A 26,360-nucleotide genomic window follows, 5' to 3' on the forward strand; every position below is an offset into this window, starting at 1 on the left:
GACCATTCCCCCCCCTCTGGCCGCGCCGAGGAGCGCAGCGTTTCGCGGATCAGGGCTCGCCCTTGTTTGAGCGAAGCGAGTTTGGGCGAGACCCCGCGAAACGCGAGCACCGCAGGTTGCCCGCAGCGAAGCGGAGGGACGCGGACAGTGGGGTCGCCTTTTCTTTGCTTACTTTCTTTTGGCGAAGCAAAAGAAAGTGAGTCGCCCGCCGGGGCGAGACCCGCCCCCCGAAACCAAACCCTCAGCCCAAAGCCAACAACCCCTCGAACTTCAAAGCCAGGAAATCCACAACCCCCCGAACCCGAGCCGGCACAAACCGCCCACTAGGCAACAGCGCATGCAACGGATAAGGCTCCGTCTCCCAGTCAGGCAGCAGCCGCACAAGACGCCCTTCCCGAATGTCATTACGGACATCCAAAGCAGACTTCAGCGAAATCCCATACCCCGCCACAGTCCACTCCCGCGCCAGCGAAGCATCATCCACACTCCGATCCCCATTCACCCGCACCTCCGTCCACTGCCCCAACTGCGCAAACCGCCACACCCGGTGCCGTCGCCCACTCCGGTTGAACGTCAGGCAGTTGTGCTGCAGCAGATCCTGCGGAACCCGAGGCAAGGGATGCCGACGCAGATAGTCCGGTGAAGCCGTCAGCACCGGATTCGTCAGCGCAAACGCCCGCGCCACCAGCCGCGAATCGGCCAGCGCCCCGTAGCGCAGCGCCACGTCCACCTCGTCGCGCATCACGTCCAAGGGCCGGTCCCCGACGGAGAGCGACAACTGCACCCCCGGATGCAGCGCCAGGAACTCGTCGAACCAAGGCAGCAAGGTGCTGCGCGTCAGGTCCGACGGCGAGGCCACGCGCAAGGTGCCGACGAGTTCGCCGCGATCCGCAGTGACCAACGACTCCCCCTCGTCCAGCAGCTCAAAAGCACGCACCGCATAGTCGAGCAGCGTCTGCCCCTGCGGCGTCAGGCGCATCGCCCGCGTCGACCGCTCGAACAGCCGCGCCCCCAACTGCGCCTCCAGCCGCTTCAACGTCGCACTCGCCGCGGCAGGCGTGATCCCCAGCGCATGCCCCGCCGCCGTCAACGTGCCGCCACGCGCCGTCTGCACGAGCACCTGCAGGTCCGATATATTTTCAATCTTCATTTGAAAGTGTTGGTGATTCAGGCCACCTTATCAAACAGACGTTGTCATCCTACAGTCCAGCCATCGTTCCAGAAAGAAGGTCTCTTCCCATGAAAGCCGTCGGCTACCACCAGCCCCTCCCCATCGACAACCCCGAATCGCTGCAGGACATCGAGCTCCCCGCCCCGGTGCCCGGCGCGCGCGACCTGCTGGTGCGCGTGAAGGCCGTGTCGGTCAACCCGGTCGACACCAAGGTCCGCAAGAACGCCGCCCCCGAAGCCGGCCAGGCCAAGGTGCTGGGCTGGGACGCGGTCGGCACTGTCGAGGCCATCGGCAGCGACGTGACCGGCTTCAAGGTCGGCGACCGCGTGTACTACGCCGGCTCCATCATTCGCCCCGGCGCCAATTCGGAGCTGCACGCGGTCGACGAGCGCATCGCCGCCCTCGCCCCGAAGAGCCTCGACGACGCGCAAGCCGCCGCCTTGCCGCTGACCACCATCACCGCCTACGAACTGCTCTTCGACCGCCTCCAGGTGCCCAAGGACGGCGGCGAAGGCCAGACGCTGCTGATCACCGGCGGCGCGGGCGGCGTGGGCTCCATCCTCATCCAGCTCGCACGCCAGCTCACGAAGCTGCGCGTGGTCGCCACCGCCTCGCGCGCCGAAACGCGTGAGTGGTGCCTGGCGCTGGGCGCGCACGTCGTCATCGACCACTCGAAGCCGCTGGCCGCCGAACTGAAGGCCGCCGGCATCGATGAAGTCGACATGGTCGCCAGCCTCACGCAGACCGACCAGCACTACGCGCAGCTCATCGAGAGCCTCAAGCCCCAGGGCCAGCTCGCGGTGATCGACGACATGAAGGTGCTTGACGCGATGCCGCTGAAGACCAAGTGCATCTCGCTGCACTGGGAAATGATGTTCACGCGCTCGCGCTTCACCACGCCCGACATCGCCGAGCAAGGCAAGCTGCTGGCCGAAGTGGCCGCGCTGGTCGACGCGGGCCGCATCCGCACCACGGCGAATGCGAGCTTCGGCACCATCAACGCCGCGAACCTGCGCAAGGCGCATGCGCTCATCGAGAGCGGCAAGGCGCAGGGCAAGGTGGTGCTGGCCGGGTTCTGATCTGCGCACAATCGGTCGCATGACCGACGAAAGCACACCCACCCCGCCCCACCTCATCGAATTCGACACCCCGCGCCTGCGGGTGCGCCAATGGCGCGAGAGCGATCTCGCGCCATTTTTCGCGCTGGCCTGCGACCCGCAGGTGATGGAGTTCCTGCTCCCCTTGCCCACGCGCGCCGAGAGCGACGCAGCGGCCCACCGTGCCCGCGCGCTCATCGCGCAGAAGGGCTGGGGCTTCTGGGCCGTCGAGCGCAAGGACACGGGCGAGTTCATCGGCTTCACCGGCCTGAACGTGCCGATGGCCACGCTGCCTTTCTCGCCCTGCGTGGAGATCGGCTGGCGCCTGTCGCGCGCCAGCTGGGGCCAGGGCTTCGCGACCGAGGCCGCGCGCGGCGCGCTGCAGGTCGGCTTCGAACGGCTCGGGCTCGAAGAAATCGTGGCGTTCACGGCCAACGGCAACCTGCGCTCGGCCGCCGTGATGGCACGCCTGGGCATGCACGAGGACGTGGCCGGCGCCTTCGAGCATCCGGCGGTGCCCGAAGGCGATGCGCTGCGCGGCCACCGGCTGTTTCGCATCGACCGCGCGGCATGGCAGGCCGCGCAGCGCGCCTCAGAATGAATGCAGCAGCAGGGCGGCGCCCGACACGATCGCGAAGACCTGCACGAAGATGCGCAGCACGCGGCCGTTGATGCGGCGATGCACCACGCGGCTGAGCACCGCGCCCACGACCAGCGCGGGCAACAGCAAGGCCGCCGCGTAGAGCTGTGAGCCGTCGATGCGCCCCGCCGCCATCAGCGTGGCCAGCGACACCAGTTCGCCGACCAGGAAGCACAGCGCAATGGTCGAGCGCATGGTGGGCGCCGGCTGGTGCTGGTAGACCAGCGCCAGCGGCGGCCCGCCGATGCCGGTCGCGGTTTCGGTGACGCCGGTGACGAGCCCCGCCGCCACGAACGCGGTGCGGCCCGGCGAGAAGGCCGGCATCATCAGCGTGAACAGGGCCGCCGCGATGGTCGAGGCACCGACGAACAGCGACAGGTGGCTCGCGCTCAGCGCCGCCAGCACCCACAGGCCACCGACGGTGCCGAGCAGGCGCCCGCCGGTGATCCAGCTGGCGCCGGTGCGGTCGATGGCGCCGCGCTCGCGCCACATCACGTAGAAGTTCAGCGGCAGCATCAGCACCAGCACGCACACGGGCAGCAGGTCGGGGCGCACGATGCCGATCACCGGCGCGGCGATGAGCGCAAAGCCGACGCCGGTCGCGCCCTGCACGAAGGCGGCGAACAGCACGGCGAGCGAGACGAGGACGAGGTGTTGCGCGCTCACTGCGAGTGCCGCTCCGAGGCCAGGCGGCGGTGCGCGGCAGCCGGCGGATGCAGGCGCACGATGGGCGCGCGGTCCATGGCCGCGTGGGCGACGCGCGCCAGCTGGCGCTGCAGCGCGCGCGCATCCCAGTCGGGCGGCCAGCCTTCCCACAGGCGCAGGCGTCCGTCGACGAACACGGCGACGATCTGGTCGCGGTTGCCCAGGCGCACGAGGTCCCACGTGAGGTCGACCGACGTGCACATCTCGGGCGTGTCGACATCGACGATGAGGAAGTCGGCCGCCTTGCCCACGGCGATCTCGCCCGTGAGGTGGCCCAGGCCGACGGCGCGCGCGCCTTCGTGCGTCGCGTGGTCGAACCAGGTCCAGCCGCCGCCACTCGATGCATCGCCGATGGCCATGCCGAAGGCCAGCTTCTGCGCGGCTTCGGCGGCGTCCATCAGGCGGAAGGCGTCGCTGCGCGTGGCGTCGGTGCCCAGGCCGAAGCGGATGCCCAGCGCGGCCATCAGGTTCGCGGGCGCCACGGCGTTGCCCTTCCACTGGCTGGCAACGGGGTTGTAGCTCACGGCGGTGTCGGTGTCGCGCAGCACCATGAGTTCGGAGGGCGTAACCAGCGTGCCGTGCGCAATGAGCACCTGCGGGCCGAGCGCGCCCAGGTGCGCCAGCAGCTCCAGCGGCCGCCTGCCGCGCTGCACGACCGAGCGCTCGACCGAGGCGAGGTGTTCGTTGACGTGCGTCTGGAACACCGTGCGCGCCTCGGCGCACAGGGCCGACACGGCGACCAGCATCTCGTCGGACGCCGCTTCGGGCACCGAGATGGCAAGCGAGGGATGCACCAGCGGCGCACCCGACCACTGCTGCAGGAACTGCGCGGCGTGCGCCTGGATGGCCTGCCGGTCGGCGGCGCTGCTGTCGTTGCCACCGTCGTTGCAGATCAGGCCCAGCACGCAGCGCAGCCCGGCCTCCTGCACGGCGGCGGCCACGGCGCCGATGTCGCCCGGCGCGCGCGTGCCCGCGTCGCACACGGTGGTGAAGCCACCGCGCAGCGATTCGAGCGCCGCGAGCTTGGAGGCCATGTAGACGAACTCGTCGTCCAGGCTCGACTCGAGCGGCACCCACACGCGGCGGAAGATCTCGGACGGCTCGCCATAGGCCAGCGACTTGCCGAAGGACTGCGTGAGGTGGTGGTGCGCGTCGATCATGCCGGGCATCAGCAGCTTGCCGGGCAGGTGCAGCGGCGTGAGCTGCGGGTGGCGGGCGATGAGCGCGTCGGCGGGGCCGACCTCGCGGAAACGCCCACCTGCGATGCGCACGGCATGGCCGGTGGCAGGGCCGTCGCGCAGCATCAGGTGGTCGGGAACGAGCAGCAGCTCGTCGGCCGCGAAGTGCGCGGCATCGAGTTCAGGAGACATGGTGAAAGGAGAGAACGGGAAAGGAAATGGAGAGGCGCTCATTGCGGCGCCGGTGCGATGGCCGGGCTGTCGGCCTGCACGCGGTTGAACACCAGGTTGAGCACCACCGCCGTGAGCGAGCCCATGGCCAGGCCGTTGCCCAGCACCAGCTGCAGCGTGTCGGGAAAGCGGCTGTACAGGCCCGGCACGACGATGGGCAGCAGGCCCATGGTCAGCGCGCCGGCCAGCACGAACATGTTGCCGCGCTCGTGCAGGTCGACCTTGCGCAGCATGTCGATGCCCATGGTGCCGATGATCGCGAACACCACCATCGCGGTGCCGCCGACCACGGCCGACGGAATGGCGCTGGCCAGCCGGCCCAGCGGCGCCGACAGCGCGATGAGGATCAGGATCACGCCGGCGGCGGCCGTCACGTAGCGCGAGCGCACGTTGGTGGCGCGCACGATGCCGATGTTCTCGCCGCTGGTGATGATCATCGAGGTGCCGAAGAGGCCGCCCGCCAGCGACACCAGCGCGTCGCCGCGGATGGTGCGCGGCACCACGTCGCGCGGATCGATCTTGCGGCCCACCACCTCGGCCACCGCCACCGTCTGCCCCGTGGCCTCGACCATCGAGATGATGCTGAAGATCAGGAGCGGCACGGCCGCCACCAGGTCGAAGCGCGGCATGCCGAAGGGCAGCAGCGTCGGCGCGCTCCAGAAGGGCCCGGCCGCCACGCTGCTGAAGTCCATCAGCCCGCAGGCCGCGGCCAGCACCGTGCCGGCCAGCAGGCCCAGCAGCACCGCGAGCTGGCCGAGCGTGCCCTTGAACACGCGCGCGAACAGCACCGTGAAGCCGATGGTTGCCAGCGCCAGCCCGATGTTCACCGGGTCGGCAAAGGTGGACGTGCCGGCCTTGCCCGCGATGATGCCGCCGTACACCTTCACGAGGTTGATCGACACCAGCAGCAGCAAGGTGCCGATGACGATCTTCGGAAAGTAGCGCAGGCAGCGCGCGAACACCGGCAGCACCAGGAAGTAGAAGAGCGCCGTGAGGATCACCGCGCCCGAGGCCGTCTGCAGGTCGCGCTGCTGGGCGATGGTCACGAACATCACGATCGGCGCGCCGCCCGGCACCATCACGAAGGGCAGCCGCGCGCCGAACTTCCACGGCCCGAACGACTGCAGCAGGGTGCCCACGCCGCACAGCAGGAAGGTGGCGCTGATCAGGTTGACCGTGAGCGCGGACTCCAGCCCCAGCGCCTTGGCCACGAGGAACACCGACGTGATCGGCACGGCCGCCATCACCAGCACGTGCTGCAGGCCGAACAGCAGCAGTTGCGACAGGGGCAGCACCGCATCGACCGGGGCGATGGCGGAAGGCGCGCCGACAGGCACGACCGGGGGCACAGCAGAGGCATCGGGCACACGGGACATCATGGAATCCTTGAACCGGGACCGCGCCCAAATCGATTTGGGCGCACTGGCAAAAAAAGCCGCCGAAGCGGGTGAAGTACATTCCGTGGCATGGCGCCCCAAAACGATTTGGGAATTGAATCACCGCTTTTCGAAAAGGTCAACGGGATGAGCACCAACCCATCGCCGCGGGCAAACATCAAGGATGTGGCGCGCGAAGCGGGCGTGTCGCCGACCACCGTCTCGCACGCGCTCAACGCCCGGGGCCAGGTCGATGCGGAAACGCGCGCGCGCGTCGAGCAGGCGGCGCTGAAGCTGGGCTACCGGCCCAACCGCAATGCGCAGCGGCTGCGCACGGGCGAGGCGCACATGATCGTGCTGCTGTCGTCGATGCCCTTCGCGGTGGCCGGTGGCCCGTCGCGCCTGGGCTTCCTGATGGAGGTGGCGGCCGTGGCGGCCGCGGCGGCGCTGGACCGCCGCCTGGCGCTGGTGCTGGCGCCGCCGATGGAAACCGGGCGCGTGCCCATGGAGCTGCTCGACGTGGACGGCGCGCTGGTCATCGAGCCTTCGGCGGGCGACCTCAACCTGGCGTACCTGCTGCGGCGCGGCCTGCCGGTGGTGGCCATCGGCAAGCCGGCCGAGGAAACGGCCGACGGGCCGGCGATGCCGCCCTATGTCGACATCCATTCGGGCCAGACCACGTGCCTGCTGCTCGAGCACCTGCACGACCAGGGCGCGCGCAAGGTCGCGATGATCCTCGGCTCGGCCGCGCGCAACTCCTATGTGGAAGGCCAGGCGGCCTACCAGGCCTTCGCCGCCGCGCGCGGGCAGGCACCGCTGCTGTCGCTGGTCGACGAGGCCGAGGGCGAGAACGGCGGGCGGCAGGCCGCGCTGGCGCTGCTGGCGGCGCACCCCGACATCGACGCCTTCTGCGTGCCGGTCGACGCGTTCGCCTCCGGCACGGTGACGGCCGTGCGCGAATCGGGCCGGCGCATTCCCGAAGACGTGATGGTCGCCACGCGCTACGACGGCCTGCGCGCGCGCACCTGCGTGCCGCCGCTCACGGCCGTCGACCTGCACCTGGACGAGGTGGCACAGCAGGCGATTGCGCTGCTGTTCGACCACCTGCGCGGCGACACCAGCCGGCGCCGCGTCGACGGGCCGGCGGCGCAGCTGGTGCCGCGCCTGTCGTCGGCACGCCGGGGCTGATCGCGCGTCAGTTGGGTTTGCTGCGCGACACGCGCCACACCGCATTGCCCACGTCGTCCGCCACCAGCAACGCGCCGCCCTTGTCCAGCGCCACGCCGACCGGCCGGCCGTGGGCCTTTTCGGCGGCGCTCAGAAAGCCCGTGAGGACGTCGACCGGCGGTCCGCTCGGCTTGCCGCCGATGAAGGGCACGAACACCACCTTGTAGCCCGACTTGGGCTTGCGGTTCCACGAGCCGTGCTCGCCGATGAAAGCGCCGTTCGCGAACTCGGGCGGCATGCCGCGCGCGTGCGAGAACACCAGGCCCAGCGGCGCGACGTGCGCGCCCAGCGCATAGTCGGGCGCCAGCGCCTTGGCCACGCGCTCGGGCTGTTGCGGCGTGACGCGCGCATCGACCACGCCGCCCCAGTAGCTCCAGGGCCAGCCGTAGAAGGCGCCCTCTTTCACCGAGGTGAGGTAGTCGGGCACGAGGTCGCTGCCGATCTCGTCGCGCTCGTTCACCACGGTCCACAGCACGTTCGTCTCGGGCTCCCAGCCCAGGCCGTTGGGGTTGCGCAGGCCGCTGGCGAACAGGCGTTTCTCGCCGCTCTTTGCATCGACCTCCCAGATCGCGGCGCGGCCCTCTTCGGCTGCCATGCCGTTCTCGCCGATGTTGCTGTTGGAGCCGACCGTGACGTACAGCTTGCTGCCGTCGGCGCTGGCGATGACGTTCTTGGTCCAGTGGTGGTTCAGGCCGGCGGGCAGCGCCGTCACCACGGTGGGCGTGGCGCTGACCGAGGTCTGCCCCTCGGTGTAAGGCACCTTCACGAGCGCGTCGGCGTTGGCGATGAAGAGCTCGTTGCCGACCAGCGCCATGCCGTAGGGCGAGCTGAGGTTCGCCAGGAACACCTGCTTCACCTCGGCCAGGCCGTCGCCGTCGGCGTCGCGCAGCAGGGTGATGCGGTTGGCGCTGGGCACGCCCGCGCCCGCACGGCCCATGACCTTGCCCATGACCCAGTTGCGCACCTTGGCGACCGGGCCGCCGGCGCCGCTGCCCTCGGGCTTGGGCGGCTTGTTGCTCTCGGCCACCAGCACGTCGCCGTTGGGCAGCGTGTAGACCCAGCGCGGGTGGTCCAGCCCGCGCGCCAGCGCCGTCACGCGCAGGCCCTCGGCGGGGGTGGGCGCGGCGGTGTCGGTCCAGCCGACGGCGGGCGCCACGTTGACGGTGGGAATCAGCGTCTTGTTCGGATCGGCCAGCTGAGGCCGAGGGCCGGTCGTGAGCTCGGGCGCGAGCTTGGCGGTCTCGCCGCAGCCGGCGACGAGCAGCACGGCGGCCACGACCGCTGCGGACAGGGCGAGGCGGACGGGAAGGTGCGGCGATGCGTTCATGCGGATTCCTTGCGCGGCGGGCGGCCGCAGACCGCCGGATCATGCGCAATCGCACGGCGCGGGCGTGTCGGTCGTGGGCGCTTTCCGGCGTGCGCGCACCTCCTTCGCGCATCGTCGCTACCATCGCCGCATGACCGACGACCTGTTCCGCGCCGACGCTTACCTGCGCACCTGTGAAGCCCGCATCCTGCGCATCGACGACACCGGCATCGTGCTGGACCGCACCGTGTTCTATCCGCTGGGCGGCGGGCAGGCCGGCGATGCCGGCGTGCTGGTGCTCGCCGACGGCCGCGAAATCGCCATCGCCGACACCCGCAAGGCCAAGGACGCCGAGGGCCAGCCGACCGCCGAGTTCGTCCACGTGCCCGCGCCCGACCAGGCCGATCTGCTGGCCGCGCTGGCGCTCGGCGACACCGTCACCGCCCGCCTCGACTGGGAGCGCCGCCACCGGCTGATGCGCTTTCACACCGCCAGCCACCTGCTGTGCCACCTCGTGCCGGTGCCGGTGAACGGCTGCTCGATCACGCCCGAGTACGCGCGCATCGACTTCCACATCATCGACCCGCTCGACAAGGAAACGCTCACCGCGGGCCTCGCCAGGCTGGTCGAGGCCGCCCACCCGCTGACCGTGGGCGCCATCACCGACGCCGAGCTCGACGCCAACCCCGCGCTGGTCAAGAGCATGAGCGTGCAGCCGCCGCGCGGCACGGGCACGGTGCGCACCATCCGCATCGGCGGCACGGGCGAAGACGGCGGCGCGCCGTCGATCGACTTCCAGCCCTGCGGCGGCACGCACGTGGCCAACACGGCGGAAATCGGCGCCATGGTCGTCACCAAGATCGAGAAGAAGAGCGCGACCACCCGGCGCGTGGTCCTGGGCTGGCCCGCGGCCTCCGCAGCCTGAGCCTCGGGAAAGACCCGGCCCTCAGGAACTTCGCCCCGCCCTCTGGCTCCGACTGACCGGCATGACCTTTTCGCGCATCTCTTTCGCTACTTTTCTGATAGCTACCGCCGCAGCCTGCATGCCGGCTGCGGCCCAGCTGGCCCCGAAGACCGGGGCCGTGGTCACCACCCCCCACGTGCGCGCCGAACTGGTCGCCCATGCGCCCCAGGGCGTGGCGCCCGGCGCGCCGGTCTGGGTCGGGCTGCAGATCACCCACCAGCCCGAGTGGCACACCTACTGGAAGAACGCCGGCGATTCGGGCCTTCCGACGGAACTGAAGTGGACGCTGCCCGCCGGCGTCTCGACCGGCGAGATCGCCTGGCCGGTGCCCAAGAAGATCCCGGTCGGCACGCTGGCCAACTACGGCTACGAGAACACCGTGCTGCTGCCGGTGCCGCTCGAGGTCTCGACGCTCTACAAGCCCGACGTGGCGCTCACCGGCGGCTCGCCGGCCATGGACATCAAGCTGCAGGCCTCCTGGCTGGTCTGCCGCAAGGAATGCATTCCTGAAGAGGGCGAGTTCACGCTCTCGCTGCCCACGCGCGGCTCGACCGCGCTGAACAAGGCAGCCTTCGACACCGCGCAGGCCGCGCAGCCGCAGCCGCTGGGCGCGCCCGGCACCATCGCCGTCGAGGGCCAGCAGCTGAAGGTGCGCCTCGAAGGCCTGCCCGCCGCCGTGCGCGGCAAGACGCTCGAGTTCTTCCCCGAAACGCCCGAGGTGATCCGCACCGCCGCCGTCTCCGGCAAGGACTGGACGCAGGCCTGGGACGGTGCGACCTGGACCGCCACCGTGCCGCTGGCCGACCAGCGCAGCGAAAGCCCCACCGCCATGCCGGTGGTGGTGGCGCTGGCCGAAGCCGACCGCCAGGCCGGCCAACCCGTGGCGTGGCGCGCCGAGGCGCCGGTGTCGGGCACCTGGCCCGCCGCCACCGCCGCACCGCGCGCCGCCGAGGTGTCGCCCGCGCTGCAGGCGGCGCTGGCCGCCAACGCGGCCCAGGCGGCGGCCCCTGCTGCCGCTGCGCAGGCCCAGCCCGCCGGCACCTTCATCGTCGCCCTGCTCGGCGCGCTGCTCGGCGGCCTGCTGCTCAACCTCATGCCCTGCGTGTTCCCGATCCTCGCGATCAAGGTGCTGGGCTTCGCGCGCCAGGCGGGCAACGCTAGCGCGCACCGCAAGGCGGGCCTGGCCTACACGGGCGGCGTGATGCTGTCGTTCCTCGCGCTGGGCGGCGCCATGCTGGCGCTGCGCGCGGCCGGCGCGCAGCTCGGCTGGGGCTTCCAGCTGCAGTCGCCCGGCGTGGTGGCGGCGCTGGCGGCGCTCTTCACCCTGCTCGGGCTGAACCTGGCCGGCGTGTTCGAGTTCGGCCGCGCGGCGCCGCAGTCGGTGTGCAGCGCGCAGGCCAAGCATCCGCTGGCCAACGACTTCCTTTCCGGCGTGCTCGCCGTGGTGATCGCCTCGCCCTGCACCGCGCCGTTCATGGGCGCCTCGCTGGGCTTTGCCATCGGCCTGCCGGCGGCCCAGGCGCTGCTGCTGTTCGCCGCGCTGGGCCTGGGCCTGGCGCTGCCCTACCTGGTGGCGGGCTTCGTGCCGGCCGTGGCGCGCCTGCTGCCCAAGCCGGGCCCGTGGATGCACACGCTGCGCCGCCTGCTCGCCTTCCCGATGTTCGCGACCGTGGCCTGGCTGGTCTGGGTGCTGGGCCAGCAAAGCGGCATCGACGGCGCGGGCACGCTGCTCGCGCTGCTGGTGTGCCTGGCCGCCGTGGTCTGGGCGCTCACGCTGACCGGACGCACGCGCGTCGTCATCGCCACCGTGATGATCGCCTTCACCGCCGTGCTGGCCGGCACCATCGGCCGCAACATCGTGCAGGTGCCTGAACCGACTGCGAAGCTGGCCTCGGCAGCACCGAACGACGGCGAACGCTGGCAGCCGTGGTCGGCCCAGCGTGTGAGCGACATGGCGGCCGCGGGCCGGCCGGTGTTCATCGACTTCACCGCCGCCTGGTGCGTGACCTGCCAGTACAACAAGAAGAGCACGCTGGCCGACGCCGAAGTGCTCGCCGACTTCGACACGAAGCAGGTCGCCATGCTGCGCGCCGACTGGACCCGGCGCGACCCCGCCATCACCGCCGCGCTCACCGCGCTGGGCCGCAGCGGCGTGCCCGTGTACGTGCTGCAGGCACCGGGCAAGGCGCCCGTCGTGCTGACCGAAATCCTCAGCAAAGACGAGGTGCGCGCCGCGTTGGCAGCGCTTTGAGCGCCGATGCGGTGAATTGAAACGAGATGACAACGCCGCTGTCATGGGTTGTCACACGCACTTGAAGAAACCGTTCTAAGCTGCAGTTGTTGTTTGGAATTTTGTTTTTTGGAGTTCAAGCTGGCCATGACGCTCTCGCCCACTGTCGACTCACGCTCCCTTCGCGCCGCGCGCCAGGCACGCGCCGCCCTCAGCCGCGCTTCCCGCCGCGCCGTCGTGGCCGCAGCCGTCGCGCTGGGCGCTACCTTCCTCATGGGCACCAACGCCTTCGCCGCGCCCGCCGTGGGCCAGCAGGCGCCCGACTTCGTGGCCGTCGACACCACCGGCGCCAAGCACAAGCTGTCCGACTTCGCAGGCAAGTTCGTGGTGCTCGAATGGACCAACCCCGGCTGCCCCTTCGTGCGCAAGCACTACGGCAGCGGCAACATGCCGGCCACGCAGAAGGCGGCCACCGACAAGGGCGTGGTCTGGCTCGCCATCAACTCCACCGAACGCGCCGCCAGCGACTACCTGAAGGCCGACGCACTCGACGCCTGGATGAAGTCGCAAAAAGCCGCGCCCACCGCCGTGCTGATGGACGAAGACGGCGTGATCGGCCAGGTCTACGGCGCGCGCACCACGCCCCACATCTTCATCATCGATCCCAAGGGCACGCTGGTGTATGCCGGCGGCATCGACAGCATCGCCTCGGCCCGCGTGGACGACATCAAGACCGCCACCAACTACGTGAACCAGGCGCTGGGCGAAGTGACCGGCGGAAAACCGGTGTCGATGGCGAGCACGCGGCCGTACGGGTGTTCGATCAAGTACAAGAGTTGATGCGTGTACACGCGCCGCCCACTGTGCGGCGCGCCGCATTGACAGCTACCTGACTCCCCCCGTCAGGTCCCGGTCGGGAACCCCGACCTACCCTGGGGCCCACAACACCGCCCCAGGGGACACACCATGATTTCCGCGCCTGCCAACGCGCATTCCTCCTCGAAATTCGCCACCGTCCTGCGCGTGACCGGCGGCAACTTCATGGAGATGTTCGACTTCTTCCTGTTCGGCTTCTACGCCACGCAGATCTCGAAGGCCTTCTTCCCCGCGGGCAACGAGTTCGCGTCGCTGATGCTGACCTTCATGACCTTCGGCGCGGGCTTCCTGATGCGGCCGCTGGGCGCGATCTTTCTCGGTGCGTACGTCGACCGCGTGGGCCGCCGCCAGGGGCTGATCGTCACGCTCGCGCTGATGGCCGTCGGCACGCTGCTCATCGCCTGCGTGCCGAGCTACGCGACCATCGGCGTGATCGCGCCGCTGCTGGTGCTGGTCGGCCGGCTGCTGCAGGGCTTCTCGGCCGGCGTGGAGTTGGGCGGCGTGTCGGTGTACCTGTCGGAAATGGCCACGCCGGGGCGCAAGGGCTTCTACGTGAGCTGGCAGTCGGCCAGCCAGCAAGTCGCCATCGTTGTCGCCGCCGCGCTCGGCTACTGGCTCAACGTGACCTTCACGCCCCAGGAGATCGGCGACTTCTACTGGCGCATTCCCTTCTTCGTCGGCTGCCTGATCGTACCGGTGCTGTTCATCATCCGCCGCTCGCGGCAGGAGACCGAGGAGTTCATGGCGCGCAAGCACCGCCCCAACGCGCGCGAGATCTTCCGCTCGATGGTGGCCAACTGGGGCCTCGTGGTCGCCGGGATGATGCTGGTGTCGATGACCACCGTGTCGTTCTACCTGATCACAGTCTACACGCCCACCTTCGGCAAGGCCGTGCTGCACCTGAGCACGACCGACGCGCTGATCGTCACGCTGTGCGTGGCCATTTCCAACTTCTTCTGGCTGCCGGTCATGGGCTCGCTGTCGGACCGCGTGGGGCGCAAGCCGCTGCTCGTGCTGTTCACCGTGCTGACCATCCTCACGGCCTACCCGTCGCTCAAGTGGCTGGTCGGCGCGCCGAGCTTCGCGCGCATGCTCGAGGTGGAGCTGTGGCTGTCGTTCCTGTACGCCAGCTACAACGGCGCGATGGTGGTGGCGCTCACCGAGGTGATGCCGGTCAGCGTGCGCACCGCGGGCTTCTCGCTGGCCTACAGCCTCGCCACGGCGCTGTTCGGCGGCTTCACGCCGGCGATTGCCACGGGCCTGATCGAAATGACCGGCGACAAGGGCGCGCCCGGCCTGTGGATGACGGCCGCCGCGGCCTGCGGGCTGATCGCGACGCTCGTGCTGTACCGCCGCAACGTCGACCCGGCCGACGCGAGCCGCGTGCCCGCCGTCTGAGAAGGAGAGAACCGCGGGCATTGACCCAGCGCGCACCTGCCGTTGACCGGGAGCGCACCGCCCCTGCCGCCCCGGGTGGAAGTACCGATGATGGCGCGCGCCGACCTGCCTATCCTGCACCAGCGCTTCCGGCGCCCCCAGGGAACCACGGCATGAACGCACACCACTTCAGCACCCGGCTCGAACACCCGGCCGACCGGCAGGCCTGCTGGGGCCGCATCAACGAGTCGTACTTCGGCGCGCTGCGCGTGCAGTGCCTCGACCCCGGCCCGTTCGACGCGCGCATGGACGCCTACGAGCTCGGGCCGCTGGGCATGTTCATGATCGAGGCGCCTTCGCACCGCGTGGCGCGGCCCGACACGCACCGCGAGATCGCGCTCGACGAGCACTACAAGCTGGTGCTGCAGCTGGAAGGCCACGGCCACATCTCGCAGCGCGACCGCGAGTTCCACCTGCACCCGGGCGACTGGAGCCTGTACGACCCGCGCGTGCCCTACGCCATCACCAACCCCGAGCGCTCGCGCCTCTTGGCCATCACGATCCCGCGCCAGCAGTTCAAGGGCATGAAGATGCCCGACCTGCACACCTGCGAGGCCCACACGCCGGCCATGCAGGGGCTGTACGCGGTGCTCGGTTCGTTCCTCACCTCGCTGGCCGACCAGCTGCCGTCGCTGCCCAACGCCGTCGGCCGCTCGGTCAGCGACACCGTGCTGGGCCTGCTGGCCTCCACGCTCGCCACGCACGCCGACGAGCAGTTCGGCGCGCAGCCGCTGCCCGGCGTGCTGAAGGCGCGCGTGAAGCAGTTCGTGCACGCGCACCTGGCCGACCCGGCCCTGTCGCTCGACCTCATCGCGCAGCAGCTGCGCTGCTCCAAGCGCTACCTGCACCGCGTGTTCGAGGACGAAGACCAGACGCTCGACCGCTTCATCTGGCAGATGCGCCTGGAGCGCTGCAGCGAGGCGCTGCGCCAGGCCGCGGGCGGCCGCGCCTCGGTGTCCGAGATCGCCTTCGCCTGGGGCTTCAACAGCAGCGCGCATTTCTGCCGCGTGTTCAAGGCGCAGTACGGCGTGTCGCCGCGCGAGTTCCAGCGGCGCGAGGCGCAGCGGGCGGCGTCGCCGGCGCTGACGCACTAGGCGCCCCCCTTCAGGGGCTGCCCACGATCCCCGACACGTCGACGATGTACATCTGCCGCTGCGATTCGTGCACCGAGTCGATGCACACCTGCAGCCCGTCGCGGCGCCAGCGCGGGTGCAGGTCGCACCGGTTCTCCTTGCTCAGCGCCGGCGAGGCGTAGAAGCTGCCCAGGTCGTGGCGCCGGCCGGTGGCCATGTCGAACAGGAACAGCACGCGCTCGTGCGTGCGTGCGTCGGGGTAGGTGTCGCTCAGCAGCCAGCGCGTGTTGACCGGCGAGAAGGTCATGTGGCCGTTCTCCACCAGCACGCCGTCGCCGATCACGCGGACCTCGCCGCCCTCCCGGTCGTGGTACAGGTGATAGTGGATCTTCCCGGCGTGCGGGCCCCACACGATGATGTGCTCGTCGTCCTGCCACAGCGGGTGCGAGATCTGGTACTCCGACTTCTCGTAGTCGAAGGTGCCCACGGCCGTCGGGTCGAAGTCGTCCGCCAGCTGCGGCAGCGGGTGGTCGGAGCACTCCAGCAGGCGCAGGTCGGAGCCGTCCGGGTTCATCGTGAGCAGGCGGTGCAGGAAGCAGGTCTCGTCCTCGACGCGCTCGGTCCAGCGGTGCAGGAAGAGCACGCGCGACGACGACGGGTTGACCTCGATGTGGCTCACCCAGTGGATCGCCTTGTCCATCGACGCGCGCGGATGAAACCGACGCAGGTCCTGGTAGCTCAGCAGCAGGCGCGCCGTGCCGGTGGCCAGGTCGGTCGCGTGGATGCCGTCGTCGGCCGGTGCCAGCGGCAGCTCGAACGGCCCGCCGGCTTCGCTGTAGCCGATGGTGCGGTGCGTGATGTACAGGCGCCGGTAGTCCACGCTCAAGGCCCAGCGGCTGTCGGGCGCCACCACGTAGATCGGCAACGGCAGCAGGCGCTTGGCGCCGGTGTCGACGTCGAGCACCGTGGCGCCGAAGCCGGGGTAGAACGCATCGGCATCGCCGGTGCGGCTGTTGTAGACCAGCTGGCGGCCCGGCGCGCCGTCGAGCCACTGTAGCTGGCTGCCCATCTGCCAGTTCCATGCGGTGGTGTCGCCCACCGCATGGAAGCGGTCGTTGTCCTGCAGGTCGAAGTAGCCGATGCGGGCGGCGGCCGTCGGTGTGAGTTCGGCGTCCATCCAGGGCACCTGCTGCGCCAGCAGATAGCGCCCGCTGCGGTCCCAGGCGCTCTTGTTGTAGTAACCGAAGAAATGGTGCTGCGCGCCATCGCCCACGCGGCGGCAGGGCACGGGCGCGAGACGGGGTTGTTCAAGAAGTGGGTTCGACGACATGGGGCTCACTCCGCGGCAATGCGGCCTTGCTGGATCACCTTGTCCCAGCGCAGCTTCTCGGCGGCGATGAAGCGCGTCGCGGCGTCGCGCGTGTTGGCCACCGGAGTCATGCCCTGCTCCGACAGGCCCTGGCGGAACTCCGGCGCGGCGACGATCTTGCGGATGTCGGCATTGAGCTTGTCGGCAATGGCGTCGGGCACCTTGGCGCTCACCGCCACCGTGGTCCACGAGGTGGCCTCGAAGGCCGGGAAGCCCGACTCGATCGCGGTCGGCACCTCGGGCAGCGCCGGCAGGCGGGCCTTGCCGGTCACGGCCAGCGCCTTGAGCTTGCCGCCGCGGATGTGGGCCAGCGTGGTCGGCGGGTTCTCGAACATCAGCTGGATCTGCCCGGCCAGCAGGTCGTTCAGCGCGGCCGTGCTGCCCTTGTAGGGCACGTGCACGATCGGCGCGTTGGCCGTGAGCTTGAACAGCTCCCCGATCATGTGCACGGACGACCCCACGCCGGCCGAGCCGAAGTTGATCGTGTCCGGCTGCTTGCGCGCCAGCGCCACCAGCTGCTTCAGGTCGTTGGCGGGCAGCGCGGGGTGGGCCACCACGACGTGCGGCATCTCGGCCAGCACCGTGACCACCTTCAGGTCGGTCGCGGGGTCGTAGCTCAGCTTCTTGAACACGCCGTAGGTCGCGTGCAGCCCGATCGAGCCGAGCAGCAGCGTGTAGCCGTCGGCCGGTGCATCGGCCACGAACTTGCCGCCGATGTGCCCGCCCGCGCCGGGCTTGTTGTCGACCACCACCGACTGCTTGTACAGCTTGCCCAGCCGGTCGGCCAGCATGCGGGCCTGCACGTCGGAGCTGCCGCCGGCGGTGAAGGGCACGACGAGCCGGATCATCCGGTCGGGATAGGCCTGCGGCTGCGATGCCTGCGACGTCGAAGCGACGCCCAGGGCCAGTGCGAGAAGGCCGAGGCCGGCGGCCCTGCGGGGCCATTGCTGTGTCATGCGTCTTCCTTGCGGTGCGCCGCGACGGCGCGATGGAGAGAGGTGGATAGGGCGCAGTCTAGGAACGCAGCATCATTCTGAAAAATTCATTTTCATTCACAGGCTATGCAGAAAAGATATGCCATGCTTTCCGCCGTACAGCCCAGGAGCCCCGCATGTCGCGCCCGTTGAACTTCCGCCAGATCGAGGCCTTTCGCGCCGTGATGCAGACCGGCACCACCACCGCCGCGGCGGCGCTGCTGCACACCACGCAGCCGTCCGTGAGCCGCCTGCTCTCGCAGATCCAGCATGCCACCGGGCTCAAGCTGTTCGACATCCACAAGGGGCGGCTGCGCCCCACGCACGAGGCGCGCCAGCTGTTCGACACGGTGCAGCGCCACTTCCTGGGCCTGGACCGCATCGAGCAGAGCGTGGCGGTGCTGCGCAAGTCGGGCGCGGGCTCGCTGCGCGTGGGCTGCACGCCGGCGCTCGGGCTCGGCGTCATGCCGCAGGTGATCCATGCCTTCTCGCGGCTGCACCCCGAGGTGCACGTCAACCTGCAGACCGTCGGCACGCACGCCTTGCGCGAAGGCCTGCTCTACGGCCTGTACGACGTCGCGCTCAGCACCGCCGCCTTCCACGACCCGCAGCTCGACGCGGTCAGCCTGCACAAGGCCAGCGCGGTGTGCGTCGTGCATCCCGGGCATGCGCTGGCGCACCGCGACGCCATCCACGTGCGCGACCTGAAGCAGCAGGTGCTGCTCACGCTGAATGCCGACGACGAGATCCACCAGCAGTTCCAGCGCACGCTGCAGCAGTACCGCATCGAATGCGCTGCCACGGTCGAGACGACCTACTCGGTCACCATCTGCATGATGGCGGCGCAGGGCACCGGCGTCGGCATCGTCAACCCCTACGTGGCCTCCGTGTTCGCGCGCGACCTGAAGATCCTGCCGCTGTCGCCGCGCTGCCCGGTGGAGGTGTCGATGGCCTTCTCGCCGCAGTCGGCGCCGTCGGCCATCGCCGAGGAGTTCACCGCGCGGCTGCGCGACTACTTCCAGGCCTTCGTGATGCCCACCGCACGGAAGGCGCAGAAGGAGCGCGCCTAGGCCGCCGCGAGATAGCTGCTGTGCAGGATCTCCGGCCGGCTGCGCAGTTCTTCCGACGAGCCCGCAAAGGCCATGCGCCCGCGCTCCAGCACATAGGCGCGGCTCGACACGGCCAGCGCCACGGTCGTGAACTGCTCGATCAGCAGCACGCCCACGCCCTCGCGCGCGACCTGCTGCACCACCTCGACCAGCCGCTTGACCACCGCAGGGGCGAGCCCCAGCGAGAGTTCGTCGATGGCCAGGTAGCGCGGCTTGCCGATGAGCGCCTGCGCGATGCAGACCATCTGCTTCTGTCCGCCCGACAGCGAACGCGCGGGGAGCGCGAGCTTCACGCGCAGTTCGGGGAACACGCCGAGCACGCGCTCGACCGCATCGGCCACGCCGGCCGCAGGCAGTGCGGTGGCGGCGGCGCGCAGGTTGTCGAGCACCGACAGCTCGCCGAGCACGCGATGCCCTTCCGGCACCACCGCCACGCCCAGCGCGCGCACGCGCTCGGGCCGCTGGCCGTGCAGTGCATGGCCCTCGACCTCGATGCGCCCGCCCGCGAGCGGCAGCACGCCGCCGATGGCCATCACGGTGCTCGACTTGCCCGCGCCGTTGGCGCCCAGCAGCGCCGTCACCTCGCCCGGCGGCACCTGCAGTTCGATGCCGTGCAGCACGGCCTTGCCGCCGCGCTGCAGGCGCAGATCGGTCACGTTCAGCATGGGGTGGTCACTCCGTTCCCAGGTAGGCCTTGCGCACGGCCGGGTCGTCGAGCACCTCGCGCGTCGAGCCGAGCGCGAGGCGGCGGCCGAAGTCGAGCACCAGGGTCTGCGTGCAGGTTGCGGCGATCAGGTCGACGTCGTGGTCGATGAGCAGCACCTGCGCGCCGCAGAACGCATGCACCGCGCCGATCGTGCGGCGCAGCACGCCGGCCTCCTGCTCGGTGAGGCCGGCGCCAGGCTCGTCGAGCAACAGCAGCTTGGGCGCGCCGACCAGCGACTTCGCGAGCTCCAGCATGCGGCGCTGGAACAGGTTGAGGCGGTGCCCCATGACAGTCGCCACGTCGAGCAGGCCGGTGTGCGACAGCGCACGCGCCACCTGCGACGCGGCCTCGCCGCGCGCGTGCGGCACGTGGTCGAGCAGCGCGCGCACGTTGTCCCACACGCTGAGGTCTTCCACCACCTGTTCGGTCTGGAACGAGCGGCGCAGGCCGAAGCGCACGCGCACGATGGGCTTCAGGTCCAGCAGGTCGGCGCCGTCCACCGCCACGCGGCCGGCGCTGGGCGACACGAGGCCGCTGAGCACATTGACCAGCGTGGTCTTGCCCGCGCCGTTCGGCCCGATCAGGCCGCACACGGGCGCATCGAGCTGCGCCGTGAGCGCGTCGATGGCCTTGACGCCGCCGAAGGCGACGGTGAGATCGTCGATGCGGATCATGGCGCGGCGTCCTTGTCCTTCGGTGCGGCGAAGCGTTGGCGCACCGCATCGAACACGCCCATCAGCTGCCCCGCGATGCCGCTCGGCGCGGTGATGAGCGCATGCAGCAGTGCCACGCCGAAGAAGATCATCGCGAGGTAGCCGTTGACGCCGAAGTCGGTCAGCAGCGCCGGCACCGCGCGCAGCAGCAAGCCCGCGATGAGCGCGCCGGCCCAGTGGTACACGCCGCCCACCACCGTGAGCGCGAACAGCATCACCGATTCGCCGGCCGCGAAGGCGCGCCCGTCGAGCTGCCCCACGCCGCCCGCGAGCAGCGCACCGGCCACGCCGGCGCAGAAGCCCGCGAGCCCGAAGGCCCAGGTCTGGTAGCGCAGGATGTTCACGCCGGCCGCCACGGCCGCCGCCTCGCCGCGCCGGATCAGCGCCCACGAGCGGCCCGCGCGCGTGCGCCGGTGCAGCTCGATCAGCGCCAGCACCGCCGCCAGCCACACGGCGACGTAGCGGAAGTACGCGGCGTCCGACAGCGCCAGCGCGGGCCTGGGCATCATCAGCCGCTCGCTGCCGAACACGCGGCCCAGCCAGCCGGCACCGCCGTCGGGGAAGCCCGTCACGTTGACGACCACCTGGAAGCCGCCCGCCATCATCATCGTGACGAGCGCGAGGTACAGGCCCTTGAGCCGCAGCGCCGGCAGGCCCGCGAGCATGCCCACGACGCAGGACAGCAGCCCGCCCGCGAGCACCGACAGCTCGAAGGGCCAGCCCAGCCCGTGCCCCGCACGCAGTGCGACCCAGCCGCCCGCGCCGAGCAGCGCGTACTGGCACAGCGACACCAGCCCGAGCTGGCCATAGAGCAACGCCACGCCCGCCGCCGCGACCGACAGCGCGAGCGACGACGTGAGCGTCTTGATCCAGTACGCGTTCGCGAACCACGGCACGGCCCAGCCGATCAGCAGCACGCAGGCCACCATGAGCACGAGCGAGCGGCGGGCGCGGCGCGCGGCCTGCGCCAGCGCGGCGGGTGCGGCGTCGGACACGGGCATGGCGCCTTCGAGGATCGACGCGTTCATGCCGACCGCGTCCCCGCGCGGTAGAACACGATCATCGCCAGCGCGATGAGGAACGGCGTCGCCGTGCGAAAGGCCGCGAAGCCCGGCACCGTGATCGCCAGCGCCTCCAGCACGCCGATGGCGATGCCGCCCGCCACGGTCGCCGGCAGCGAATGCAGGCGGCCGATGATGGCGGCGGCGAACGCCGGAATCACGAGAAAGGTCAGCAGCGTGGCCTGCAGCCGCACGATGTTGGCCAGCAGCAGCCCGCACACGCCCGCGAAGGCGCCGCTCAATATCCACGCCACGGTGTCGACGCCGAACACGCGGATGCCGAGCAGCGCGCTCAGGTCGCGGTCGTTGGCCAGCGCACGCATCTTCAGGCCCACGCGCGTCTTCGACAGCAGCAGGCCGACGCCGCCCATCATCAGCACCGCCAGCGCCAGGCCGAGTGCGCGCGTGTGGGTGAGCCGCACCTCGACCTCGCCCAGCACGAATTCGAGCGCGCCGCCGTCGGTCGGCAGCACGAGACGGCGCGGCTGCTCGCCCCAGGTCCACTCGGTGAAGCCCACCACCACGAGCGCGAAGCCCAGCGTGGCGATGCTGCGGATGGTCGGGTCGCGGTGCGACAGGCGCGGTGCCAGCAGGCGTCCGTAGGCCAGCGACAGCGCCATGGCCGCGAGCACCGCCGCGCACCACGCCAGGCCTTGCGGCCAGTCGGCTTCGAGCAGCGTCCAGGCCACATACGCGCCGAGCGCGCCGATGGCCCCGAAGGCGAAGTTCAGCACGCCCGACGAGCGATAGAGCACCACCAGCCCCACGCCCGAGAGCGCGTACACCGCGCCCAGGCCCAGGCCCGAGATGACGAAAGGCAGGTAGTCCTCCATGGCCCGGCGCGCTTACTTCAGGCCCATCTTCTGCTCGTCGGCACGGATGTCGACCAGCTCCGGGTCGTCCGCCGTGAGGCAGCCGCCGGGCGCGAAGCGCCAGCCGTTGCCGTCGGGGCTGGCCATGGGCCCGCTGTTGTTGGCGTTGTGGCGGTTGCCGCTGCCCACGTAGAAGGGCTTGCACAGGATGTCGCTGCGGAAGTCGCTCACCTTGCGCAGCGCATCGGTCACGCCGGCGCGGTCGATCTTCTTCGGGTCCATCTTCAGCATCGCCTGCGTGGCCAGGCGCGCGGCCAGGTAGCCGGCCTGCGAGAAGGTGTCGCGCGGGTCGCCCTTGGCGCCGTGCTTGTCCATCACGGCCAGCCAGTTCTTGTTGTCGGGCCCGGCCGATTCGAGCGGGTTGAACTCGAGGTTGACGTCGAAGTTGCCCTTCCAGTACGGCCCGATGGCCTTGGGCACGTCGACGTTGTAGGCCGGCGCGGCCGACACGAAGTGGATCTTCTTGCCCAGGTTCTGCTGCTCGGCCGCGGCCAGCATCGGCACCAGGATGCCTTTGGGCACGTTCATGATGATGGTGTCGGGCTTCTTCGCGGCGGCCTGCAGCATGGTCGAGGTGGCGTCGGCCGAGCCGGGGTCGATGGTGAGGGTCTCGACCGTCACGCCGTTCTTCCTGCCCCATTCCTTCGGCCCCTCGCAGGCCCAGTTGCCCAGGCTCGGGATGTTCGGAATGATGCAGACCATCTTCTTCGCCTTGTACTTCTGCGCGGCGTACATCGCGGCGATGGTGGCCGACACGCGCGGCCCCGCGTTCACCGGCACGTAGTTGCGCGCGTTGAAGCATTCGCGCGGCACGCCGGTGCCGGCGATGACCATCACGCCCTCGTCGGCGTACATCTTGGCGTTGGCGCCGCACTCCACGAAGCTGGTGCTGCCCACGAGCGCGACCACCTTGCGGTCCTTCACGAGCTTGGAGGCGACCTGCGCGGCGGTCTCGGGGTTCCATTGGTCGTCGAGCACGAGGTAGTCGACCGGGCGGCCGTGGATGCCGCCGTTGGCGTTGACGCACTTGAAGTACGCGGCCGCCGCCTGGCCCGAGGCGCTGAAGTCGTCGGGGCCCGTCTTGCCGACCACGGCGCCGATGGGAATGGGCTCGCCCGTGGCGGGCTTGCCGGTGTTGAGGCCGCAGTCAGGGCCCGCCTGCGCCCAGGCGCCGCTGAAACCGGCCAGGCCCAGCGCGCCAGCAATGGCCGACAGCGCGATTCGTCTTTTGCTTTGCATGAGGTGTCTCCTTCTTTTGGGGTGATCGAAACCGGGGCGGGGCTACACCGCCATGCACACGCTCTTGAGTTCGGTGAAGCTCTCCACCGCCGCGCGCCCCAGGTCGCGCCCGCTGCCCGACTGCTTCACGCCGCCCAGCGGCAGCGCGTTGTCGAGCACGTTGTGCGCGTTGACCCAGACCACGCCTGCCTGCAGGCGCGGCACGATGCGGTGCACAGAGGAGAGATCGTTCGACCAGACGCTGGCCGCCAGGCCGTAGGCGCTGTCGTTGGCCAGGCGCACTGCCTCATCGACATCGTCGAAGGGCACCACGGTTGCGACCGGGCCGAACACTTCCTCGCGCGCGATGCGCATCGACGGCTGCGCATCGACGAACACGGTGGGCTGCACGAAGCAGCCGCCGTCGAAGGCCTGACGCCCGCCGGTGACCAGCGTGGCGCCCTCGGCCACGGCACCGTCGATGTGCGCCATCACGCGCGCCAGGTGGCGCTTGGACACCAGCGGCCCGAACTGCGCCTTCGGGTCGAAGCCCGAGCCGATGTGCAGGCCCTCGGCGGCATGCGCGAGCCGGCGCACCACCTCGTCGAACAGGTTGCGCTGCACGTACACGCGCGAACCCGCGGTGCACACCTGGCCCTGGTGAAAGAAGATGCCGTTGGCCGCACCCTGCGCCGCCGCCGCCGGGTCGGCGTCGCCGAGCACGATGAGCGGCGACTTGCCGCCCAGCTCCAGCGTGAAGCGCGCCATGCTGTCGACGGCCGCGTGGCCGATGTGCCGGCCCACCGCTGTCGAGCCCGTGAAGCTGATCTTGCGGATGTCCGGGTGCGCGGCCAGCGCTGCGCCGGCCGTGGCGCCGCGCCCGCACACCACGTTGAGCGCGCCCGGCGGAAAGCCCGCCTCCAGCGCCAGCTCGGCCAGCCGCAGCGCGGTGAGCGGTGTTTCTTCCGACGGCTTGAGCACCACGGTGCAGCCGGCCGCGAGCGCGGGCGCCACCTTCCACAGCGCGATGGCGAGCGGAAAGTTCCACGGCACGATGGCCGCGACCACGCCCACCGGCTCGCGCCGCGTGTACGTGACCCACTGCGCGCCGGGGATGCCGATGGAGTTGTCGAGCGTCTGGCCTTCGAGCTTGGTGGCCCAGCCCGCCATGTAGCGCACGAACTCCGCGCCCGCCCCCACGTCGACCATGCGCGCGATGCCGCGCAGCTTGCCGCTTTGCAGGGTTTCGAGCGCGCTGAGTTCGTCGGCGTGCGATTCGATGAGCGTCGAGAGCGTGTAGAGCATGCGCTCGCGGTCGGCCGGTCGCAGCGACTTCCAGGCGGCGCTCTCGAAGGTGCGGCGCGCGCCGGCGACAGCCGCGTGCACGTCGTCCGCGCCGCTGTCGGGCGCCTCGGCCACGGTCATCTCGGTGGCCGGATCGACGACCGGCAGGTACAGCCCGTTGCGGGGCACGACCTCGTGGCCGTCGATGTGGTTGCCGCGGCGGCGCTGCGCCTGCAGGCCCACCTGGCCGAGGTGTTCGATCGACAGGTCGCGCAGATTCATGGGCGGGCTCCGGGAAGGGATGCGAAAGAAAGAGGCGTCACGGCTGCATGGCGCGCGCGACGAGCAGCGTGTCGGTGAACTGCTCGAAGCGCCGCACCTTTCCGCCCTGCACCTGCCACACATGCGTGACGCGGGCCTGCATCGGCTTGCCGGTGGTGCGGTGGCGCGCGTGGTAGTCGCCGATGCCGACCACGGTGTCGCCGCCGTCGACCAGCCGCTCGAGCACGAAGCGGTAGCCCTCCCATTCGGCGCCGAGCACCTGGAAGACCTTCTCGACCACCTGCGCGGGGCCGACGTGCGTGCCGGCGCAGGGAAAGCCGGCCATCTCTGTCCACTGAACGTCGTTGGCCACGTCGGCGAACATCGCGGCGAGGTCGTGGCGGTCGGAGGCGGCGTAGTGGTCGGCCACGATCTGGTAAGGGGTGCGCATGAAAAAGCTCCTGGACAACGATGAGGTCAGACGGGCCCGAACTCGGGCGGGTAGAAGGTCTGCGAGGCCTTGCGCATGAAAGCGCCGGCGGGGTTGTTGGCGATCGCGCCGGTGCCGGTGAGCCCGAGGAACTTGCCGGTCGAGCGGCCGTTCGCGAAGTCGAAGAAGAACACCGACGCGACCGGAATCAGGAACTCGCGGAAGGTGAAGACGTACTGGTCGTCGTCGAACTTCCAGTAGCTCGCGAGGTCGACGTCGCCGTGGCCGCGCTGCACGCCCACGAGGCACTGCCACGCGTAGCGCTCGGCGCTCAGGTAGGTGTGCTCGTAGGTGTGGTTGGGGCTGTAGGTCTGCCAGGTGCGCAGGCCGATGAGGTCGCGCGTGGCGTGCGGTGCGCTCCCCGTTGCAGTGCCGCCTTCGAGCGTGCCGGGCCAGAAGTCCTGCGGCACGCGCGGCTGGCCCGCGGCCTCGTCGGCGCCGACGATGCGGCAGCGGATCGCGAGCACGCGGCGCGTGCGCGTGTTGACGACGACGGTCAGCGCCTCGCTGGGTCGGCTGGCCTGCGTGATGTCGAGGAAGAAGGTGTCGGGCGCGACCTCGATGGCCTCGTACCAGTCGCCCTGGCCTTGCCCGCCGCGTGCGCCGTCTTCGTGCCAGTCGAGCGTGTGCTGCGTGCCCGGCTGCAGCGTGAGCTGGAAGTCGGGCAGCGCGAGCCTCAGCGTCTGACCGGCGAGTGCGTCGGTGGCGGGCAGGCGGTTGGTTGCGATGCCGAGGGCGAACTGGTCGTAGGTCTTCCAGTCAGCGGGCTTGGTGGTGTCGGTGCTCATGGCG

At 70.3% G+C, this 26,360-nt stretch carries 24 protein-coding genes; 9 read left to right on the forward strand and 15 right to left on the reverse strand.

Annotated elements, in window-relative coordinates:
* Positions 1-241 precede the first annotated feature (241 nt).
* Positions 242-1,150 (reverse strand): LysR family transcriptional regulator, encoded by a 909-nt coding sequence (locus VHAB30_RS22420; protein ID WP_159273738.1) that lies wholly within the window; start codon positions 1,148-1,150, stop codon positions 242-244.
* A gap of 89 nt (positions 1,151-1,239) precedes the next feature.
* On the opposite strand from VHAB30_RS22420, the gene VHAB30_RS22425 reads away from it, so the two are divergent.
* Both VHAB30_RS22425 and VHAB30_RS22430 read left to right on the forward strand, forming a co-directional pair.
* Positions 1,240-2,250 carry a zinc-binding alcohol dehydrogenase family protein gene (locus VHAB30_RS22425; RefSeq protein ID WP_159273737.1) on the forward strand — a complete coding sequence of 337 codons (1,011 nt, stop codon included), beginning with the start codon at positions 1,240-1,242 and terminating at the stop codon, positions 2,248-2,250.
* Positions 2,251-2,269: 19 nt separating this feature from the next.
* A complete protein-coding gene (locus VHAB30_RS22430) occupies positions 2,270-2,869 on the forward strand; it encodes a GNAT family N-acetyltransferase (RefSeq protein WP_159273736.1) in 600 nt (199 codons plus the stop codon).
* Here VHAB30_RS22430 and VHAB30_RS22435 read toward each other — a convergent pair.
* Genes VHAB30_RS22435 through VHAB30_RS22445 form a run of 3 tightly spaced genes read right to left on the reverse strand, consistent with a single transcriptional unit; the run spans position 2,861 to position 6,398 of the window.
* Positions 2,861-3,574, reverse strand: coding sequence for a sulfite exporter TauE/SafE family protein (locus tag VHAB30_RS22435; protein ID WP_159273735.1), 714 nt, complete (start codon positions 3,572-3,574; stop codon positions 2,861-2,863). The genes VHAB30_RS22430 and VHAB30_RS22435 overlap by 9 nt on opposite strands.
* Positions 3,571-4,983, reverse strand: a complete 1,413-nt coding sequence (locus tag VHAB30_RS22440; RefSeq protein ID WP_159273734.1) for an amidohydrolase family protein — start codon at positions 4,981-4,983, stop codon at positions 3,571-3,573. The genes VHAB30_RS22435 and VHAB30_RS22440 overlap by 4 nt, the downstream gene beginning before the upstream one ends.
* A 38-nt stretch (positions 4,984-5,021) precedes the next feature.
* On the reverse strand, positions 5,022-6,398 hold the full coding sequence (locus VHAB30_RS22445; RefSeq protein ID WP_159273733.1) for a uracil-xanthine permease family protein: 1,377 nt from the start codon (positions 6,396-6,398) through the stop codon (positions 5,022-5,024).
* Positions 6,399-6,545: 147 nt separating this feature from the next.
* Here VHAB30_RS22445 and VHAB30_RS22450 point away from each other — a divergent pair, with 147 nt between their 5' ends.
* Entirely contained in the window at positions 6,546-7,586 is a 1,041-nt protein-coding gene (locus VHAB30_RS22450; protein ID WP_159273732.1) for a LacI family DNA-binding transcriptional regulator, read from the forward strand.
* Between the two features lie 7 nt (positions 7,587-7,593).
* Here the strand turns inward: VHAB30_RS22450 and VHAB30_RS22455 are convergent, their stop codons facing one another.
* Positions 7,594-8,952 carry a PQQ-dependent sugar dehydrogenase gene (locus tag VHAB30_RS22455; protein ID WP_159278650.1) on the reverse strand — a complete coding sequence of 453 codons (1,359 nt, stop codon included), beginning with the start codon at positions 8,950-8,952 and terminating at the stop codon, positions 7,594-7,596.
* Between the two features lie 130 nt (positions 8,953-9,082).
* On the opposite strand from VHAB30_RS22455, the gene VHAB30_RS22460 reads away from it, so the two are divergent.
* From VHAB30_RS22460 to VHAB30_RS22480, 5 genes are all read left to right on the forward strand, one after another.
* Positions 9,083-9,856: an alanyl-tRNA editing protein gene (locus VHAB30_RS22460; RefSeq protein ID WP_159273730.1), complete on the forward strand. Its 774-nt coding sequence runs from the start codon at positions 9,083-9,085 to the stop codon at positions 9,854-9,856.
* Between the two features lie 61 nt (positions 9,857-9,917).
* Positions 9,918-12,146 (forward strand): protein-disulfide reductase DsbD family protein, encoded by a 2,229-nt coding sequence (locus tag VHAB30_RS22465; RefSeq protein ID WP_174250268.1) that lies wholly within the window; start codon positions 9,918-9,920, stop codon positions 12,144-12,146.
* A gap of 126 nt (positions 12,147-12,272) precedes the next feature.
* Entirely contained in the window at positions 12,273-12,965 is a 693-nt protein-coding gene (locus tag VHAB30_RS22470; protein WP_174250269.1) for a redoxin domain-containing protein, read from the forward strand.
* A gap of 126 nt (positions 12,966-13,091) precedes the next feature.
* Complete coding sequence (tcuC, locus tag VHAB30_RS22475; protein ID WP_159278651.1) at positions 13,092-14,399, forward strand: MFS transporter; 1,308 nt, start codon at positions 13,092-13,094, stop codon at positions 14,397-14,399.
* A 152-nt stretch (positions 14,400-14,551) separates the two neighbouring features.
* Entirely contained in the window at positions 14,552-15,532 is a 981-nt protein-coding gene (locus tag VHAB30_RS22480; protein WP_095949470.1) for an AraC-like ligand-binding domain-containing protein, read from the forward strand.
* 10 nt (positions 15,533-15,542) lie between these two features.
* Here VHAB30_RS22480 and VHAB30_RS22485 read toward each other — a convergent pair whose 3' ends face one another.
* Together VHAB30_RS22485 and VHAB30_RS22490 are read right to left on the reverse strand one after the other, a co-directional pair.
* Positions 15,543-16,841 carry a hypothetical protein gene (locus VHAB30_RS22485; RefSeq protein ID WP_159278652.1) on the reverse strand — a complete coding sequence of 433 codons (1,299 nt, stop codon included), beginning with the start codon at positions 16,839-16,841 and terminating at the stop codon, positions 15,543-15,545.
* 5 nt (positions 16,842-16,846) lie between these two features.
* Positions 16,847-17,836, reverse strand: a complete 990-nt coding sequence (locus tag VHAB30_RS22490) for a tripartite tricarboxylate transporter substrate binding protein (RefSeq protein ID WP_159278653.1) — start codon at positions 17,834-17,836, stop codon at positions 16,847-16,849.
* 155 nt (positions 17,837-17,991) lie between these two features.
* Between VHAB30_RS22490 and VHAB30_RS22495 the strand changes: the two genes are divergently transcribed.
* Positions 17,992-18,924, forward strand: a complete 933-nt coding sequence (locus tag VHAB30_RS22495) for a LysR substrate-binding domain-containing protein (protein WP_159278654.1) — start codon at positions 17,992-17,994, stop codon at positions 18,922-18,924.
* Here VHAB30_RS22495 and VHAB30_RS22500 read toward each other — a convergent pair.
* Genes VHAB30_RS22500 through VHAB30_RS22535 form a run of 8 tightly spaced genes read right to left on the reverse strand, consistent with a single transcriptional unit; the run spans position 18,921 to position 26,356 of the window.
* A complete protein-coding gene (locus tag VHAB30_RS22500; RefSeq protein WP_159273724.1) occupies positions 18,921-19,628 on the reverse strand; it encodes an ABC transporter ATP-binding protein in 708 nt (235 codons plus the stop codon). The two genes, VHAB30_RS22495 and VHAB30_RS22500, sit on opposite strands and share 4 nt — an antisense overlap.
* Positions 19,629-19,635: 7 nt before the next feature.
* Complete coding sequence (locus VHAB30_RS22505) at positions 19,636-20,343, reverse strand: ABC transporter ATP-binding protein (RefSeq protein WP_159273723.1); 708 nt, start codon at positions 20,341-20,343, stop codon at positions 19,636-19,638.
* Positions 20,340-21,410 (reverse strand): branched-chain amino acid ABC transporter permease, encoded by a 1,071-nt coding sequence (locus VHAB30_RS22510; RefSeq protein ID WP_308789338.1) that lies wholly within the window; start codon positions 21,408-21,410, stop codon positions 20,340-20,342. Before VHAB30_RS22510 ends, VHAB30_RS22505 begins: the two co-directional genes overlap by 4 nt.
* Positions 21,407-22,276: a branched-chain amino acid ABC transporter permease gene (locus tag VHAB30_RS22515; RefSeq protein ID WP_159273722.1), complete on the reverse strand. Its 870-nt coding sequence runs from the start codon at positions 22,274-22,276 to the stop codon at positions 21,407-21,409. Before VHAB30_RS22515 ends, VHAB30_RS22510 begins: the two co-directional genes overlap by 4 nt.
* Positions 22,277-22,288: 12 nt before the next feature.
* Positions 22,289-23,554 (reverse strand): ABC transporter substrate-binding protein, encoded by a 1,266-nt coding sequence (locus tag VHAB30_RS22520; RefSeq protein WP_159273721.1) that lies wholly within the window; start codon positions 23,552-23,554, stop codon positions 22,289-22,291.
* A gap of 42 nt (positions 23,555-23,596) precedes the next feature.
* Positions 23,597-25,099: an aldehyde dehydrogenase family protein gene (locus VHAB30_RS22525; RefSeq protein WP_159273720.1), complete on the reverse strand. Its 1,503-nt coding sequence runs from the start codon at positions 25,097-25,099 to the stop codon at positions 23,597-23,599.
* Between the two features lie 37 nt (positions 25,100-25,136).
* Positions 25,137-25,529, reverse strand: a complete 393-nt coding sequence (locus tag VHAB30_RS22530; protein WP_095949463.1) for a nuclear transport factor 2 family protein — start codon at positions 25,527-25,529, stop codon at positions 25,137-25,139.
* A gap of 26 nt (positions 25,530-25,555) precedes the next feature.
* Complete coding sequence (locus VHAB30_RS22535) at positions 25,556-26,356, reverse strand: MoaF C-terminal domain-containing protein (RefSeq protein ID WP_159278655.1); 801 nt, start codon at positions 26,354-26,356, stop codon at positions 25,556-25,558.
* Between the last annotated feature and the right edge of the window lie 4 nt (positions 26,357-26,360).

Origin of the sequence: Variovorax boronicumulans, from assembly GCF_009811375.1 — a bacterium.
Lineage (GTDB): Bacteria > Pseudomonadota > Gammaproteobacteria > Burkholderiales > Burkholderiaceae_C > Variovorax > Variovorax boronicumulans.

What these genes read in the sequence shown, in the direction of transcription:
- VHAB30_RS22430 (WP_159273736.1), top strand. Translation starts at nt 2,270, where the DNA reads ATGACCGACGAAAGCACACCCACCCCGCCCCACCTCATCGAATTCGAC.
- VHAB30_RS22470 (WP_174250269.1), top strand. Translation starts at nt 12,273, where the DNA reads ATGACGCTCTCGCCCACTGTCGACTCACGCTCCCTTCGCGCCGCGCGC.
- VHAB30_RS22465 (WP_174250268.1), top strand. Translation starts at nt 9,918, where the DNA reads ATGACCTTTTCGCGCATCTCTTTCGCTACTTTTCTGATAGCTACCGCC.
- VHAB30_RS22440 (WP_159273734.1), bottom strand. Translation starts at nt 4,983, where the DNA reads ATGTCTCCTGAACTCGATGCCGCGCACTTCGCGGCCGACGAGCTGCTG.
- VHAB30_RS22480 (WP_095949470.1), top strand. Translation starts at nt 14,552, where the DNA reads ATGAACGCACACCACTTCAGCACCCGGCTCGAACACCCGGCCGACCGG.
- VHAB30_RS22485 (WP_159278652.1), bottom strand. Translation starts at nt 16,841, where the DNA reads ATGTCGTCGAACCCACTTCTTGAACAACCCCGTCTCGCGCCCGTGCCC.
- VHAB30_RS22535 (WP_159278655.1), bottom strand. Translation starts at nt 26,356, where the DNA reads ATGAGCACCGACACCACCAAGCCCGCTGACTGGAAGACCTACGACCAG.
- VHAB30_RS22450 (WP_159273732.1), top strand. Translation starts at nt 6,546, where the DNA reads ATGAGCACCAACCCATCGCCGCGGGCAAACATCAAGGATGTGGCGCGC.
- VHAB30_RS22525 (WP_159273720.1), bottom strand. Translation starts at nt 25,099, where the DNA reads ATGAATCTGCGCGACCTGTCGATCGAACACCTCGGCCAGGTGGGCCTG.
- VHAB30_RS22505 (WP_159273723.1), bottom strand. Translation starts at nt 20,343, where the DNA reads ATGATCCGCATCGACGATCTCACCGTCGCCTTCGGCGGCGTCAAGGCC.
- VHAB30_RS22460 (WP_159273730.1), top strand. Translation starts at nt 9,083, where the DNA reads ATGACCGACGACCTGTTCCGCGCCGACGCTTACCTGCGCACCTGTGAA.
- VHAB30_RS22515 (WP_159273722.1), bottom strand. Translation starts at nt 22,276, where the DNA reads ATGGAGGACTACCTGCCTTTCGTCATCTCGGGCCTGGGCCTGGGCGCG.
- VHAB30_RS22455 (WP_159278650.1), bottom strand. Translation starts at nt 8,952, where the DNA reads ATGAACGCATCGCCGCACCTTCCCGTCCGCCTCGCCCTGTCCGCAGCG.
- VHAB30_RS22445 (WP_159273733.1), bottom strand. Translation starts at nt 6,398, where the DNA reads ATGTCCCGTGTGCCCGATGCCTCTGCTGTGCCCCCGGTCGTGCCTGTC.
- VHAB30_RS22425 (WP_159273737.1), top strand. Translation starts at nt 1,240, where the DNA reads ATGAAAGCCGTCGGCTACCACCAGCCCCTCCCCATCGACAACCCCGAA.
- tcuC (WP_159278651.1), top strand. Translation starts at nt 13,092, where the DNA reads ATGATTTCCGCGCCTGCCAACGCGCATTCCTCCTCGAAATTCGCCACC.
- VHAB30_RS22510 (WP_308789338.1), bottom strand. Translation starts at nt 21,410, where the DNA reads ATGAACGCGTCGATCCTCGAAGGCGCCATGCCCGTGTCCGACGCCGCA.
- VHAB30_RS22495 (WP_159278654.1), top strand. Translation starts at nt 17,992, where the DNA reads ATGTCGCGCCCGTTGAACTTCCGCCAGATCGAGGCCTTTCGCGCCGTG.
- VHAB30_RS22490 (WP_159278653.1), bottom strand. Translation starts at nt 17,836, where the DNA reads ATGACACAGCAATGGCCCCGCAGGGCCGCCGGCCTCGGCCTTCTCGCA.
- VHAB30_RS22500 (WP_159273724.1), bottom strand. Translation starts at nt 19,628, where the DNA reads ATGCTGAACGTGACCGATCTGCGCCTGCAGCGCGGCGGCAAGGCCGTG.
- VHAB30_RS22520 (WP_159273721.1), bottom strand. Translation starts at nt 23,554, where the DNA reads ATGCAAAGCAAAAGACGAATCGCGCTGTCGGCCATTGCTGGCGCGCTG.
- VHAB30_RS22530 (WP_095949463.1), bottom strand. Translation starts at nt 25,529, where the DNA reads ATGCGCACCCCTTACCAGATCGTGGCCGACCACTACGCCGCCTCCGAC.
- VHAB30_RS22420 (WP_159273738.1), bottom strand. Translation starts at nt 1,150, where the DNA reads ATGAAGATTGAAAATATATCGGACCTGCAGGTGCTCGTGCAGACGGCG.